The following is a 13,192-nucleotide window of genomic DNA, read 5'->3' as shown; positions in this document are numbered from 1 at the left end:
TCAAAGTCCTTCCTTCTGGTGAGGAGCCAGCAGGACCCCCCAATAGCCGAACCCCAGTTCGATCTGGCTGGCACCGTATTTTTCGGCAATCGTATCGAGCTGCTCCACGTCGTCCCCCCGCGCCATCAGGAACACCGGGTGGTCGCGGCCGGCCAGCCAGGCATCCCGCTGCGCCAGCGGCACCACCCGCTCCGGCCAGGGCTTGCCGCTCTTGAGGCTGAACAGCACATAGTTGCTGGTGAACTCCCGCCCTTCGTCGCTGATGACGGTGATCAACCGCTTGAGATAAAACGGCAGACCGTTGGGCAGGCAATCCAGGCAGGCGATTTCCACCTCGGCGGGCAGATCCGGCATGTGCGCCGCCAGCCGGCGCCCCGAGCGGCTGTCGGCATAGTCCGCGAGCAGATCGAAATTCAGCGTGATCAGCAGCGCCGGAAAGCTGAGAAAGGCGGCGAATGCCACCCTGAAATCGCGCCGCCGCCAGGCGAACGCGGCCAGCGCGGTCACCACGCCCAGCGAGACGACCATCGCCAACAAACCCGGCTGGAGAAATTCCGCCGTCTTGCGCTTCAGCCCCAGCACCCGCTCCAGCCACAGGGCATCGGATGCGGCGGTGGCGCAGACGACGGCCACCGGCGCGGCGAGAGCGAACAGCGCGACGGTGCCGCGATGCACGATGGCTGCGGCCCGCCCCGCCCCGTTCGCCAGCGCGAGGGCGAAAACGCGGGCGGCGAGCACCCCGAGGGCGACGACGGCGGTCAGGATGTAGCCGGGCAGCTTGGATTGCGACATGGAGAAGAATGCAACCACCACGACGGCCCAGACGATGAACAGCCGGTCCGGCCGCGACCAGCGCCGCCGGGCCCGCCAGGCCGCCACGATCGACTCCGGCAGCAGCAGGCTCCAGGCGAAGAAGCAGCTCGCGATGATGACGGCGTAGAAATAGAACGGCTGGGTACGGCGGAATTCGGTGGTGGTGAAGCGGGACACCGACTCCTTCATGATCCCGTAATAGGGGAAATCCGGGCATTGCAGCGACACGCCGACGAACCAGGGCAGCACCACCGCCAGGAAGATCAGCCAGTTCGGCCAGGCGAAGCAGCGCCGCAGGGCGCCCTCGCGCCCGTCGAGCTTGTTGAACGCCGCGACGACGAGGCTGGGCACGATGAAGCCGACCGGCCCCTTCACCAGGGTTGCGAAGCCCGCCGCCAGGGCGCCGACCCGGTACCAGCGTTCCCGCTGCCTGCCCTCGTATTCTTCCGCCAGATAGCAGGCGAAGACGGCGGAGCACACGAAGAACGCCAGCGTCATGTCGAAGATGACGATCCGGGCGAAGGCCCAGTACAAGGGCGTCGCCGCCACCACCAGCACCGCGAGACTGGCCGTGCGCGTGTCGTAGACCCGGCGGCAGAACAGGAACAGCGCGGCCAGCAGCGACAGCGCGAACAGCGCCGAAGACAGCCGCGCCACCGCCTCGGACTCCCCGAACAGCGCGAACGACAGGGCCACCGTCTTGAAATAGAAGGCCGGCTTGTCCAGGTAGGTCAGGCCGTCATAGGTCGGCACCAGCCAGGCGCCGCTCTCGCGCATCTCCCGCGCGACCTGGGCGTTGCGCCCCTCGTCCGGGCTCAGCAGCGGCGCGTCGCCCAGGTGCGTGAACAGCAGGAATGCGGCGAAAAGAAAGGCGAACGCCGGCAGCCAGCGCTCCAAGCTCCGTGCCGGGACGCCGGCGGTCGTGACAGGGATGGACATACGTGGGAATGGTTGCTCAATCGCGGATGGGAAATGGAAAGCCCGCCGGACCGTTCCCGGAAGACGGACCGGCCGGGGACATCGGAGCGCCGAGGACGCGCTCCGGCGGAAGCGGCGGGAACGGCCTTTAGGATTTGGGCTCGGAGGTCGCGGCCTTTTTCTTCTCCGGGCAAGGCCATTTGTCCGCGCCGAACTGGAACAGCACTTCGACGGCCGCTTCCTTGTCGTGCCCCGGATGCGCCTTGAGCCAGGCGAGGAACAGGCGGGCGACTTCCTCGCGGGACGGCGCCGGCTTGGGCAGACAGACGAAGTGCTCGACATCGGGCCCCTGGCGCTCGGCCAGGTAATAGTCGTACGCGCCCTGCATGTAACCGTAGCAGAACTGGAGAGCGGCGACGTGGGCCGGATCGGCGGGCTGCGTCGCGCATAGATCCGCCAGATCCTTCGCATCGTGGATGACGAAATCGTCCGCCGTCACCGCGCCGGCCGGCGTTCCGCAAATATCCGCCGCCAATATCGCCCCTGCCGCAATCGCCTTGATGTTCATGTTGTTCCGCCCCCTCGAACCATAAGGATGAGACCCGCCCCGGACCCTCCGGGACGCATATTTTCGCCGTGACATTCTAGCCGCAACGGCCGCAGAAAAAAGCTTCGGCAACGCAAGGGAAATCCTTCCGATGTTCTACAAAACGATATGATAACCTCAGATCATCCCCGAACCGGGGGAATGCCACGCCTTCAGGAGAAAACATGAACATTCGAGGAGCCCTGCTCGGCGCCGTCCTGGCGATGACCGCCGCCTGCGCCGACCTGGACATCAAGGTGCACACCGACTACGACCCGGTGGCGGATTTTTCGAAATACAAGACCTATGCCTGGATCAAGACGCCGCAAACCGGCAATCCCCTGATGGAGGAAAGGATAGTCCAGATGGTGGACGCCCAGCTCTCCGCCAAAGGCTGGCGCAAGGTGGCGGCGGGCCCCAGCGACGTGGCGCTGGGAGCCCAGGTGACGGCCCAGGAACAGGAACGGGTGGATACGTTCTACAGCGGCTGGGGCGGCTACGGCCACATGGGTATGGCGCAGTCCGAAGTCATCAAATACACCGTCGGCACGATCATCGTGGACATGTTCGATAGCCGGACCAAACAGCCGATCTGGCGCGGCACCGCGACGGACACCGTCTCCGACGATCCGCAGAAGAACACCGCGCTGATGCAGGAGGCGATGGACAAACTGTTCAAAGGGTTCCCGCCGAGACCGGCGGGATATTGACGGCCGCCCGCTGTCAACCCGAACGAAGAGGTCGTCCGTTCCGGCGGAACCCGAGGAGCCGGTTCCGCCCTACGTTTACTTGACTCCCATGGAGCGGATGCCGACAGGCGATCCGCCATCTTTCTGCACGATACATGGACCCCGTTTTCTCCCGCCTGCTCGACACCGCCAATACCGTCATCCTCGGCAAGGAACAGCCCATCCGCCTGTGCATCTGCTGCCTGCTGGCGCGCGGCCATCTGCTGATCGAGGACGTGCCGGGGGTCGGCAAGACCACGCTGGCCCGCACCCTAGCGGCGCTGCTGGGGCTGAAATACCAGCGCATCCAGTTCACCAGCGATCTGCTGCCGGCCGACGTGCTGGGCTCTTCGATCTACGACGCCGCCACCCACAGCTTCCGCTTCCATCCCGGCCCGGTGTTCAACCCCATGGTGCTGGCGGACGAGATCAACCGCTCCACGCCCAGGGCGCAGAGCGCGCTGCTGGAGGCCATGGAGGAACGGCAGGTGACGGTGGAGGGCGAGACCCGTCCGCTCCCCGAGCCGTTCTTCGTGATTGCCACCCAGAACCCGAATTCCCAGATCGGGACGTTCCCTTTGCCGGAATCCCAGCTCGACCGCTTCCTGATGCGGATCGAGCTGGGCTATCCCGACCCCCGTGCCGAACGCGAGCTGCTGATGGGGGAAGAACGCTATGCCTTGCTGCCGCAACTGCCGGTCTGCCTGCCGGCGGAAGAACTGCTGGCGCAGCAGAGCCGCGTCCGCGACGTTCATGCCTCGCCCGCTCTGCTGGACTACTTGCAGGCGCTGCTCCATTTCAGCCGGGAATCGCCGCTCTACCAGAGCGGGCTGTCGCCCAGGGCGGGGCTGGCCCTGCTGCACGCCGCCAAAGCCTGGGCGCTGATGGACGGACGCACGGCGGTGCTGCCCGAGGACATCCAGGCCGTCCTGGCGCCCGTAGCCGGCCACCGGCTGAAACTCGCGTCGGGCGGAGGCGGTGTGGCCGAGGCCGTCGCGCCGCTGCTGCGGGACGTCGCCATTCCCTGAGGATGAGCGCGCGATGATTTCCGTGGCGACGGAGTGGAAGGAGCGCTTCGACCTCCGCCGCTTCTTCAGGGGAGAGAAGGCGGTGGACGGGCCGATCCGCCTCACCCACCGCCGCGTGTTCATCCTGCCCAACCGGCGCGGATTCGGACTGGCCGTGCTGCTGGCCATCCAGTTCCTGGCCGCCATCAATTACAGCAATAACCTGGCCTTCATCCTGACCTTCCTGCTTGCCGGCATCGCCATGCAGTCCACGCTGTACGCGTTCCGCAACCTGGCGGGGCTGAGCGTGCGCCGCGGCAAGGCGCCGCCGGTGTTCGCCGGGGAGCCGGCGCGCTTCGAACTGCATCTGGACAATCCTTCCCGCATCCACCGGCTCGGCCTCAGCGCCCGGCTTGCCGGCTCTGCAACGACGATCCGCTTCGAGGTCGCACCGGAATCCACGGCCGCACTGACGCTACACGCCGAAACCGAAAAGCGCGGCTGGCTGCCGCTGCCCACGGTGACCTTCGACACCTGCTTCCCGCTGGGATTGTTCCGCGCCTGGTCTCCGATCAACCTGCGCCAACGGGCACTGGTCTATCCCCGCCCTGCCCCCGCGGGGATCGAACCGCCTGCGATTCCCGAACTGGGCAACGGTGCACGACCAAGCCACAGCGAAGAGGAGGATTTTTACGGCTTCTCCGGCTACCGGCCGGGCGATCCGCTGAAGCGCATCCACTGGAAAGGGGTGGCGAAGGGCCAGGGTGTACACGTCAAACAGTACGCCGGCGGCGAGACGGCGGAGCTGGCGCTGGACTGGCAATACACGCCCGGCGCCGATATCGAGGCCCGGCTGTCCCGCCTGTGCCGCTGGGTGCTGGACGCCGAGGCGGCGGGCACGCCCTACAGCCTGCGACTGCCCGGCGCCGTGATCGAGAAAGGCCGGGGTGAAGCCCATCGGGCCCGCTGCCTGGAAGTGCTGGCGTTGTTCGGACTGTAGAATGCCTATTACACCTGCATTCGAGGCCTCGCCCATGAAACCATCCGACGCTTTACACAACCACAGGGAGACCATCCTCCGCGTCGTGGAAGCGCACCGCGCCGTCAATCCTCGCGTGTTCGGATCGGTCGTCCACGGCAACGATACCGAGAACAGCGACCTCGATCTTCTGGTCGATCCCACCCCGGATACCACCTTGTTCGATATCGGGGCTATCCGGCACGAACTGTTGCAGTTGCTGGGCGTGCCGGTAGACGTGCTGACGCCGAAGGCGATACCCGAAAAATTTCGCGCAACCGTGCTTGCGGAGGCTAGGCCGGTTTGAGTGGAATACCCTCCATAACTACCTTCCGGACCTCCATACGCATACTAAGCGTTAAGGAAGAAAAGTCATTCGTCACCTCGGCAGGGAGTGCCGAGGTCCAGGTTACATGGACGTATCGGCCTTGCCATCCCTGGCTTCTGGATTCCGGCAATCCATGCCGGAATGACGAGCGATGCGACATTCATTTCTTTACGCTTAGTATCCGAACAGCCCTGCAAACGCTGTAACAGACCGTTCCGGCGCATGCCTCCTCCGCCCCTGCCCCCCGAACTCCTCCTGCGCACCCTGCCGCTGCTGTGCGCGGCCCTGGCGCTGGTGGTGACGCCGCATGCGGCCGACCTGCCGCTCGACATCCCCGGTTTCGTCTGGCTGGCCTGCGGCTGGCGCCTGGCGGCGCTTTACCGCAAGGCGCCCCTGCCTTCGCGAATCAGCCTGTTCCTGCTGACCCTGGCCGGGGCGGGGCTGGTTTATCTGCACTTCCACAAGTTCTACGGACGGGAGGGCGGCACCGCCCTGTTCCTGGTCGGGTTGGGCCTCAAGCTGCTGGAGATGCGCAGCCTGCGCGACCTGTACCTGGTGGTCTACCTGGCGCTGTTCGTCGCCGTCACCGAATACCTGTTCTCCCAGAGCATCCCCATCGCCGCCTATACCTTAGGGGTTGTCACGCTGCTGATGAGCTGCCTGATCGGCTTGAACGGCGGGGAGAGCCTCAGCCTCGCCGGCCGGCTGCGCCTCGGTGCGAAGATGGTGATGCAGGCGATCCCGGTCATGGTGGTGCTGTTCCTGTTCCTGCCTCGCATCGCCGGCCCTTTGTGGAAGCTGCCGGAGGATGAACCGGCCGGCCGGACCGGCTTGAGCGACTCCATGGAGCCCGGCGCGATCAGCCGGCTCGGGCTGTCGCGGGAAACCGCCTTCCGCGTCGACTTCGAGGGCGCCCTGCCGCCGCCGCAGGAGCGCTACTGGCGCGGCCCGGTGTTCTGGCAGTACGACGGCCGCCGCTGGACCGCCGGCTACGACGAACCGCTCCCGGCCCGGCGGCCGCCGCAAACGGCCGGAGCAAGCTACCGCTATGCCCTCACCCTGGAGCCGCAACGGCGGCGCTGGGTGTTTCCGCTGGAGACGGCGGAAACCTTCCCGGCCGAACTGACGTGCGCCGAGGACGGTTTCCTCCTGGCCGCGGAACCGATCCGCGAGCGCCGGCGCTACGTCCTGTCTTCGCGTCCGGCGGCGATTTTCGACGCATTGAGCGAGGGCGAACGGCGGCGCGCCTTGCAGATTCCCGGCATGCCCGACGAACGGGTACGGGAGCTGGTCAACGGCTGGCTGCTGGAGAACCCTTCCGCCGAAGCCCTGGCACAAAGGGCGCTGCGCCATTTCCGCGAGGAACCGTTCATCTATTCCCTGCGTCCGCCGGCCATCGAGGGCGATCCGGTCGCCGGCTTCCTGTTCGACACCCGGCGCGGCTTCTGCGAACACTACGCCGGCGCCTTCGTCTACTTGATGCGGGTCGCCGGCGTCCCGGCGCGGGTGATCACCGGCTACCAGGGCGGACACTGGAACCCGGTGGGCCATTTCCTGGAAGTCGCCCAGGCCGACGCCCATGCCTGGGCGGAAATCTGGCTCGACGGCAACGGCTGGACACGCTTCGATCCCACCGCCGCGGTCGCGCCGGAGCGTATCGAACGCGAGCTGGAATTCGCGGCCGGCGCCGACGGTGCGGTGGTGTTCGCCAGCCCGGTGGCGCAGGCATTGGGGGACCGGCTGTCCAGCCTGCGCGGCCTGATGCGCGAGGCCGGCCTGATGTGGGACGCGGTCGACCACGCCTGGGTGCAGTGGGTGCTGGCCTATGGGCCGGAGAACCAGGGCCGGTTTCTGGAGCGCTTAGGGGTCGTCGACTGGAACCGCCTGGTTTATTGGCTGACCGGCCTGCTCGGGCTCCTCGCCCTGATCTCCTTCGCCCTGCTGTGGCCACGCGACCGGACCGTCGCCGATCCGGCGCTGCGGCTCTATCTGCGGGTCGCCGGAAAGCTCGAACGCCAGGGACTCGTCCGCGCGCCCGCCGAAGGCATGCGCGATTTCGCGGCCCGCGTCGCCCAAACCCGGCCCGACCTGGCCGAACCCTTCGGCCGGTTCACGGCGCTGTTCCTGGCCATCCGCTACGGCGGCCCAGCGCAAGCCGCCGCGCTCGAGCGCCTGAAGGCGCTGGGGCGGGAAATCCCGTCACGCCAGCGCGGCGGCCACCAGCACCGCGGCTTCGGCGATCTCGATGCCGGCGCCGAGGGTGTCGCCGGTACAACCGCCGAGGCGCCGCAGCATCATGACCCGCAGTATCCAGGCGACCGCCGCGGCCACGAGTAGCGGCCAGGGCCCGAGCGCCGCCAGCGTCGCCGCCGCCGCGAACAGCACGGCGAAGAGGGCCGGCCGCCGCGGCAGATGCTCCGCCAAAGGACTGCCCAGCCCGCCTTCGCGCACATAGGGCGTGGTGAGCAAGAGGGCCGGAACCAGGCCGCGCGCGGCCAACGGGGCGATGAGCAGCGGCAACCCGCCGGACAGCTCGGCGAGGGCGCCGAATTTCACCAGCAGCAACAGGACGACGGCGGCGACGGCGATCGGCCCGGCGCGGGGATCCTTCATGATCTCCAGGCTGCGCTCCGCGTCGCCGTGGCCGCCCACCCAGGCGTCGGCACTGTCGGCGAGCCCGTCGATGTGCAGCCCGCCGGTGACGAGTACCCAGACCAGCAATACCAAGGCCGAAGCCAGTGCGGGACCGGCACCCTGCAGCAGCAGCCGGACGGCCAGCAGGATCGCGCCGATCAACAGCCCCACCGCGGGATAGAACACGACCGACCGGCCCAGAGCGCGCGGGGTGAAGTCCACAGCGCGCGGCACCGGCAGACGGGTCAGGAACTGCACCGCCAGCCAGAAAGGCGAGAGGTTCAAGGCCGGCCTCCGTGGAACACCAGCCGCGGCGAATCCTCGCCGTCGCGGACGATGCGGCTCAGGCAGGCAGGGGGAACGTCGATCCCGAACAGGCGAGTCGTGGGGAACTCCAGCACCCGGCACAGGATGGCGCGGATGGTGCCGGCGTGGGTCACCACCAGCCAGTGGCGCTCGCCGGGCAGGCCCAGCAATTCCTCCCAGGCCGCGGCCACGCGGCGCTCGAAATCCGGGTAATGCTCGCCGTCCAGAGCGGGGTTCCAGTCCGGGCGGCGCTGGAAATCCAACAATTGCTCGCCGTGGCGATCGTACAATTCCGACCAGGGCCTGCCTTCCCATTCGCCGAAGCCCAGTTCGCTGAAGCGCTCGTCGACCCGGAGCTCCAGGCCGAGCCGTCCGGCCAGCTCGCCGGCGAATTCGACACACCGCCGGAGCGGCGATGTGGCGATGCCTGTCCAGGGCGGACGCTCCGGCAGCATCGCTCGCAACTGCAACCAGCCCCGGGCATTGAGGGGGACGTCGCATCCCCGGCCCAGGCACAGGCCGCCATCGACCTCCCCGTGCCGCAGCAGATCGATGGTGACGCGGCTCATCCGCCCGACACCCCGGCCTCGGCGAAAGTCGCCATCTCGTTGTGCAGGGCGCAGGCCGCCCGCAAGAGCGGCACGGCCACCGCCGCCCCGCTGCCTTCGCCCAGCCGCATGCCCAGATCGATCAGCGGCTCCCCGCCCAGCGCCTCCAGCACCAGGCGATGGCCCGGCTCGGCCGAGCGGTGGGCGTAGAGGAACCAGTCCGCGCAGGCCGGCTGCATGCGGACCGCCAGCAGGGCGGCGACCGTGGTGATGAAACCGTCGACCAGCACCGGAATCGAGGCCGCGGCGGCAGCGAGATAGGCGCCGATCAGCGCGGCGATCTCGAATCCCCCCAGGCGGCGGAGGATTTCCGCCGGATCGCGCAACGCTTCCCCGTGCAGCCGCAGGGCCGTTTCGATCACCTCGCATTTGTGGCGGACGCCGGCGCCGTCGAGCCCGGTGCCGGGACCGGCCAGCCGCTCCGGCCCGACGCCGAGCAGGGCGCAGGCGAGAGCCGCGGCGGAGGTGGTATTGGCGATGCCCATCTCGCCGCCGATGAAAAGCTGCGCCCCGTAACGCTTTGCGCGCGAGGCCGCTTCCGCGCCGGCCGCCAGCGCCCTGTCGCGCTGGGATTCCGACATGGCGGCCGCGCGGGTGAAATTGGCGGTGCCAGACCCGGCGCGGCCGTCGACGATGCCGGGACTTGCGAGCGGCCCGGCGACACCGGCGTCGACCACCTCCAGCACCGCGCCGATCTGCCGCGCCAAGACGCTGATGGCGGCGCCTCCCGCCACGAACACACGGCACATCTCCCGCGTGACCGACTGGGGATAGGCGGAAACGCCCTCCTCGGCGACGCCATGGTCGCCGGCGAACACGCTGATCCAGATCCGCTCCAGCGACGGACGCTCGCTCCCCTGCATGGCGGCCAGGCGTACCGCCAGGTTTTCCAGACGCCCCAGCGATCCCGGCGGCTTGGTGAGTTCGGCCTGGCGCCGCAAGGCCCGGTGGAAGGTTTCGGCGCAGGGCGGCGCGAAATCGGGGACTATCCGGCTCATGAGGTCCCCTTCAGCACCTGGGGCAGGCCGGCGGCAATCCATACCACCCGGTCGCACTGCGCGGCGAGTTCCTGATGCAGCCAGCCGGCCTCGTCGACGAAACGGCGCGCCAGCGGATTGACGGGCACGATGCCGTGGCCGACTTCGTTGCTGACGAGGCAGACCGGGCCCGGCAAACCCGGCAGCACCCGCAGCAGCGCCTGCCGTTCGCGCCGGAACACGTCCTCGCCCTCGGCCAGCAGATTGCTGAGCCAGAGCGTCAGGCAGTCCACCAGGACGAACCGGCCGGGGCCGGCGTTCTCCTCCAGGCTGGCGGCGAGCGCCAGCGGCTCCTCCACGGTCAGCCAGGATTCGGGACGCCTCGCCCGGTGGCCGCCGATACGCGCCGCCATTTCGGCATCGCCCGCCATGGCGGTCGCGAGATACACGACCTCCAGTCCCGACAGCAAGGCGCGCTGTTCGGCGTGGCGGCTCTTCCCCGAGCGCGCGCCGCCCAGTATCAATTCCTTCATGCGTTCGTCTTATTTTCCGATCCGGCGGCGATGCCCGCCGCATGGCCCATTGTAAGGGCTCAGGCGGACTGGGACCGCGGACGACGCTCAGATGGACCGGGAATTTTCGAACCAGCGCGCGAAATCCTCCGCGGTGAGCGGCTCCGACAGCCGGAAGCCCTGGTATTCGCTGCAACCGCTGCGTTTGATGCGCTCCAGTTCCTCCGCGGTTTCCACGCCTTCGGCGATGACGTCCAGTCCCAAGCTCCCGCCCAGCGCGACGATGGCCTTGACGATGAGTTCATTGGCGGCGATCCGCTCGATCCCGCTGACGAAGGAGCGGTCGATCTTGAGACGGTCGAGCGGAAACCTCCTGAGATAGCTCAGGCTCGAATAGCCGGTGCCGAAATCGTCGATGGCGAGGCGAATGCCGGAATCGCGCAGCTCCCGGAGGATGCCGACCGAGTTTTCCGCGTCCGCCATCACCGCGCTCTCGGTCAGTTCCAGTTCCAGGTGCTCCGGGCGGATGCCGGTCTTTTGCACGATCGCGCGGACCTGGTCACAGAAATCCCGGTTCCTGAACTGCAAGGCCGAGATGTTCACGGCCATCCGCAAAGGCGGCAGCCCCTGGGAAAGCCACCGGACCTGCTGCGCACAGGCCGTCTCGAGCACCCACAGGCCGAGTGGGAGAATCAGGCCGGTCTCCTCCGCCACCGGAATGAATTTCACGGGTGGCACTACCCCCAGCGTGGGATTGATCCAGCGCAGCAGCACCTCGACGCCGACGAGGCGGTTGTCCGCCGTCGCCATCTGGGGCTGGAAATAGCAGTGGAACTCTCCCTTTTCCAGCGCCGTATTCAGGCATGACTCGAGCGTGACGCGCTCGACCACGGTCGAATTCATTTCCTCCGTGAACAGCGCGAGCCGGTTACGCCCTTCGCGCTTGGCGTGGTACATGGCCGCGTCGGCCTTGCGCATCAAGCCTTCGACCGTCGTGTCGTGTTCGGGGAACAGGACGACGCCGATGCTTGCCGAAGTCGTAATCTCCTGGTTCTGGATCTGGAACGGCCGTTCGAGGCTCTGCACCAGCTTGGATGCCGCCGCCAGCGCTTCGTCCCACCCCTGCACCGGCTCCAGCAACACCGTGAATTCGTCTCCGCCGAGGCGCGCCACGGTATCCACTTTGCGCACGCAGGCAGAGAAACGGCCGGCCACCCCTTGCAGCAACTGGTCGCCCGCCGCATGCCCCAGGGTATCGTTGACCAGCTTGAAACGGTCGAGGTCGATGAACAGCAGCGCGATCCGGTATCCCCCGCGCTCACCCCGCAGACAGGCGCGCTTGAGACGGTCGTTCAACAGCAGACGGTTCGGCAGGCCGGTGAGCTGGTCGTAATGCGCCAGATAGTGCAGATGGTTCTGCTTGCGGTTGGCGACCTCCTCGAACAGGTCGTGCCCGCTGCCGATGCCCAGATAGACGCCGCCCTCGGTGACGATGAAACCGCTGACCATGTGCCGCATGCCGGCGTCGATGATGATCCGGGAGAGGTCGTCGATGCTGGAATCGGCATCCACGATGACCGGCCTGGGATCCATGAACGCGGCGATGGAGCGCTTGTGGTAGAGGTCCCGGCTGTACGGATGGAGGAACTGCTCCACCAGCGAATAGCGGTCGATCAGGCCCACCGGCCGCATGTCGTCGTCGACCACCGCCGCGGCCGCCAGCGCGGGATCGTGCAGAAAGCGGTCGAGGATGGCGAGGCAGGGAGAATCGCGATGATAGGGCGGGAAGCGCCGGGCGAGTACCCGGACCCGGGCGTCGACGGGGAACCGGCCGGCGTAGAGATCGGAGTGGCCCTGGCCCGCTCCCGCCTCGATGGCACTGGAGTCCGACATGGCTAGGACGCTCCCTGCTTCGATTCACTCGGGAAACCCAACATAGCGGCCGACCGTTACCGTAATGTGACAAGCCGGGGCACGCCCAATGCCGTTACCATGCTCTGCCGGAGCTCGCCCCTTCGCCGCCTGGCCGGAGTCGCGCTGGCCGAGCGGAGTCGAAGCCAGCTCGTTCGCTTCGACTCCGCTCAGCGAACGGCTCAACTTAACGGCATTGGAGGGACGCCTAGGCGCGCTCGGTCTGGCCGGTGTTCAGTTCGACGAACTTCCTGTACAAAGTGTCGTGGTCTTCCCGGTAATCGGGATCGGGATGGATGCATTCCACCGGACACACTTCCACGCACTGCGGCCGCTCGAAGTGGCCCACGCATTCGGTGCAGCGGCCGGGGTCGATCACATAGATGTCCTCCCCTTGCGAGATGGCCCCGTTGGGGCACTCCGGCTCGCAAACGTCGCAGTTGATGCATTCGTCGGTGATGATCAGCGCCATTTCGCTTCCATAGTCGGTGACGACGGTGCTCAGCCTTTCCGGTAGAGCGTACGGATCTCGGGTTTGCCGCATTCCGCGGCGTGCCGGTTGAGGTGTTCCGTGACCTGTATCAAGTGGGCGTTCAGGGCGATGATGTCTTCCAGCAGCATGCGCGCGGTCTCGTGATCGAACAGCGTCAGGACATCATGGTTCCGCTCCATGCTGTGGCTGAGCATCCGGCACAGATCGCCGGACAGGCGATGGCGCTTGGACGAGAGTTCGTTGAACGTCTCCAGGCTCGCGTAATAGCGGCCAAGCGCTTCATAATCCGGTTCCATCAACATCCCCTCCACGCTTCGGGTGAGGTGATTTTATGGCCGGAGGCACCGTATATG

General features: G+C 67.2%; 13 protein-coding genes and 1 pseudogene. 5 read left to right on the top strand and 9 right to left on the bottom strand.

Features of this window, described 5'->3' with window-relative positions; all coding sequences use genetic code 11:
• Both ABZN20_RS17590 and ABZN20_RS17585 read right to left on the bottom strand, forming a co-directional pair.
• Positions 1 to 1,752 (bottom strand): ArnT family glycosyltransferase, encoded by a 1,752-nt coding sequence (locus tag ABZN20_RS17590; RefSeq protein ID WP_367026106.1) that lies wholly within the window; start codon positions 1,750 to 1,752, stop codon positions 1 to 3.
• 127 nt (positions 1,753 to 1,879) lie between these two features.
• Positions 1,880 to 2,299 carry a Rap1a/Tai family immunity protein gene (locus tag ABZN20_RS17585; RefSeq protein ID WP_218805722.1) on the bottom strand — a complete coding sequence of 140 codons (420 nt, stop codon included), beginning with the start codon at positions 2,297 to 2,299 and terminating at the stop codon, positions 1,880 to 1,882.
• A 203-nt stretch (positions 2,300 to 2,502) separates the two neighbouring features.
• Between ABZN20_RS17585 and ABZN20_RS17580 the strand changes: the two genes are divergently transcribed.
• From ABZN20_RS17580 to ABZN20_RS17560, 5 genes are all read left to right on the top strand, one after another.
• A complete protein-coding gene (locus tag ABZN20_RS17580) occupies positions 2,503 to 3,027 on the top strand; it encodes a DUF4136 domain-containing protein (RefSeq protein WP_218805721.1) in 525 nt (174 codons plus the stop codon).
• Positions 3,028 to 3,161: 134 nt separating this feature from the next.
• Positions 3,162 to 4,073: an AAA family ATPase gene (locus tag ABZN20_RS17575; protein WP_218805720.1), complete on the top strand. Its 912-nt coding sequence runs from the start codon at positions 3,162 to 3,164 to the stop codon at positions 4,071 to 4,073.
• Positions 4,074 to 4,086: 13 nt separating this feature from the next.
• Positions 4,087 to 5,052, top strand: coding sequence for a DUF58 domain-containing protein (locus ABZN20_RS17570; protein WP_367026105.1), 966 nt, complete (start codon positions 4,087 to 4,089; stop codon positions 5,050 to 5,052).
• Positions 5,053 to 5,086: 34 nt separating this feature from the next.
• Positions 5,087 to 5,377, top strand: coding sequence for a nucleotidyltransferase family protein (locus ABZN20_RS17565; RefSeq protein WP_367026104.1), 291 nt, complete (start codon positions 5,087 to 5,089; stop codon positions 5,375 to 5,377).
• A gap of 243 nt (positions 5,378 to 5,620) precedes the next feature.
• On the top strand, positions 5,621 to 7,735 hold the full coding sequence (locus ABZN20_RS17560; RefSeq protein ID WP_367026103.1) for a transglutaminase TgpA family protein: 2,115 nt from the start codon (positions 5,621 to 5,623) through the stop codon (positions 7,733 to 7,735).
• Here the strand turns inward: ABZN20_RS17560 and ABZN20_RS17555 are convergent.
• From ABZN20_RS17555 to ABZN20_RS17525, 7 genes and pseudogenes are all read right to left on the bottom strand, one after another.
• Positions 7,664 to 8,254, bottom strand: a pseudogene (locus ABZN20_RS17555) (adenosylcobinamide-GDP ribazoletransferase); the annotation flags it as partial. The gene ABZN20_RS17560 and the pseudogene ABZN20_RS17555 sit on opposite strands and share 72 nt — an antisense overlap.
• A 59-nt stretch (positions 8,255 to 8,313) precedes the next feature.
• Positions 8,314 to 8,907: an alpha-ribazole phosphatase family protein gene (gene cobC / locus ABZN20_RS17550; RefSeq protein ID WP_367026102.1), complete on the bottom strand. Its 594-nt coding sequence runs from the start codon at positions 8,905 to 8,907 to the stop codon at positions 8,314 to 8,316.
• Positions 8,904 to 9,944 (bottom strand): nicotinate-nucleotide--dimethylbenzimidazole phosphoribosyltransferase, encoded by a 1,041-nt coding sequence (gene cobT / locus ABZN20_RS17545; RefSeq protein ID WP_218805716.1) that lies wholly within the window; start codon positions 9,942 to 9,944, stop codon positions 8,904 to 8,906. Before cobT ends, cobC begins: the two co-directional genes overlap by 4 nt.
• The gene (gene cobU / locus ABZN20_RS17540; RefSeq protein WP_218805715.1) at positions 9,941 to 10,456 is read right to left on the bottom strand and encodes a bifunctional adenosylcobinamide kinase/adenosylcobinamide-phosphate guanylyltransferase; all 516 of its coding nucleotides are present in this window, start codon (positions 10,454 to 10,456) and stop codon (positions 9,941 to 9,943) included. Before cobU ends, cobT begins: the two co-directional genes overlap by 4 nt.
• An 87-nt stretch (positions 10,457 to 10,543) precedes the next feature.
• A complete protein-coding gene (locus tag ABZN20_RS17535; protein ID WP_255556272.1) occupies positions 10,544 to 12,328 on the bottom strand; it encodes a putative bifunctional diguanylate cyclase/phosphodiesterase in 1,785 nt (594 codons plus the stop codon).
• 226 nt (positions 12,329 to 12,554) lie between these two features.
• Positions 12,555 to 12,818, bottom strand: a complete 264-nt coding sequence (locus ABZN20_RS17530) for a YfhL family 4Fe-4S dicluster ferredoxin (protein WP_218805714.1) — start codon at positions 12,816 to 12,818, stop codon at positions 12,555 to 12,557.
• A gap of 29 nt (positions 12,819 to 12,847) precedes the next feature.
• On the bottom strand, positions 12,848 to 13,135 hold the full coding sequence (locus ABZN20_RS17525) for a hypothetical protein (protein WP_218805713.1): 288 nt from the start codon (positions 13,133 to 13,135) through the stop codon (positions 12,848 to 12,850).
• Positions 13,136 to 13,192: the final 57 nt, after the last annotated feature.

The sequence above is a fragment of the Methylococcus sp. ANG genome (assembly GCF_040730495.1).
In the GTDB taxonomy this organism is placed as follows: domain Bacteria; phylum Pseudomonadota; class Gammaproteobacteria; order Methylococcales; family Methylococcaceae; genus Methylococcus.
This window is presented reverse-complemented; position numbering and strand designations above follow the sequence as displayed.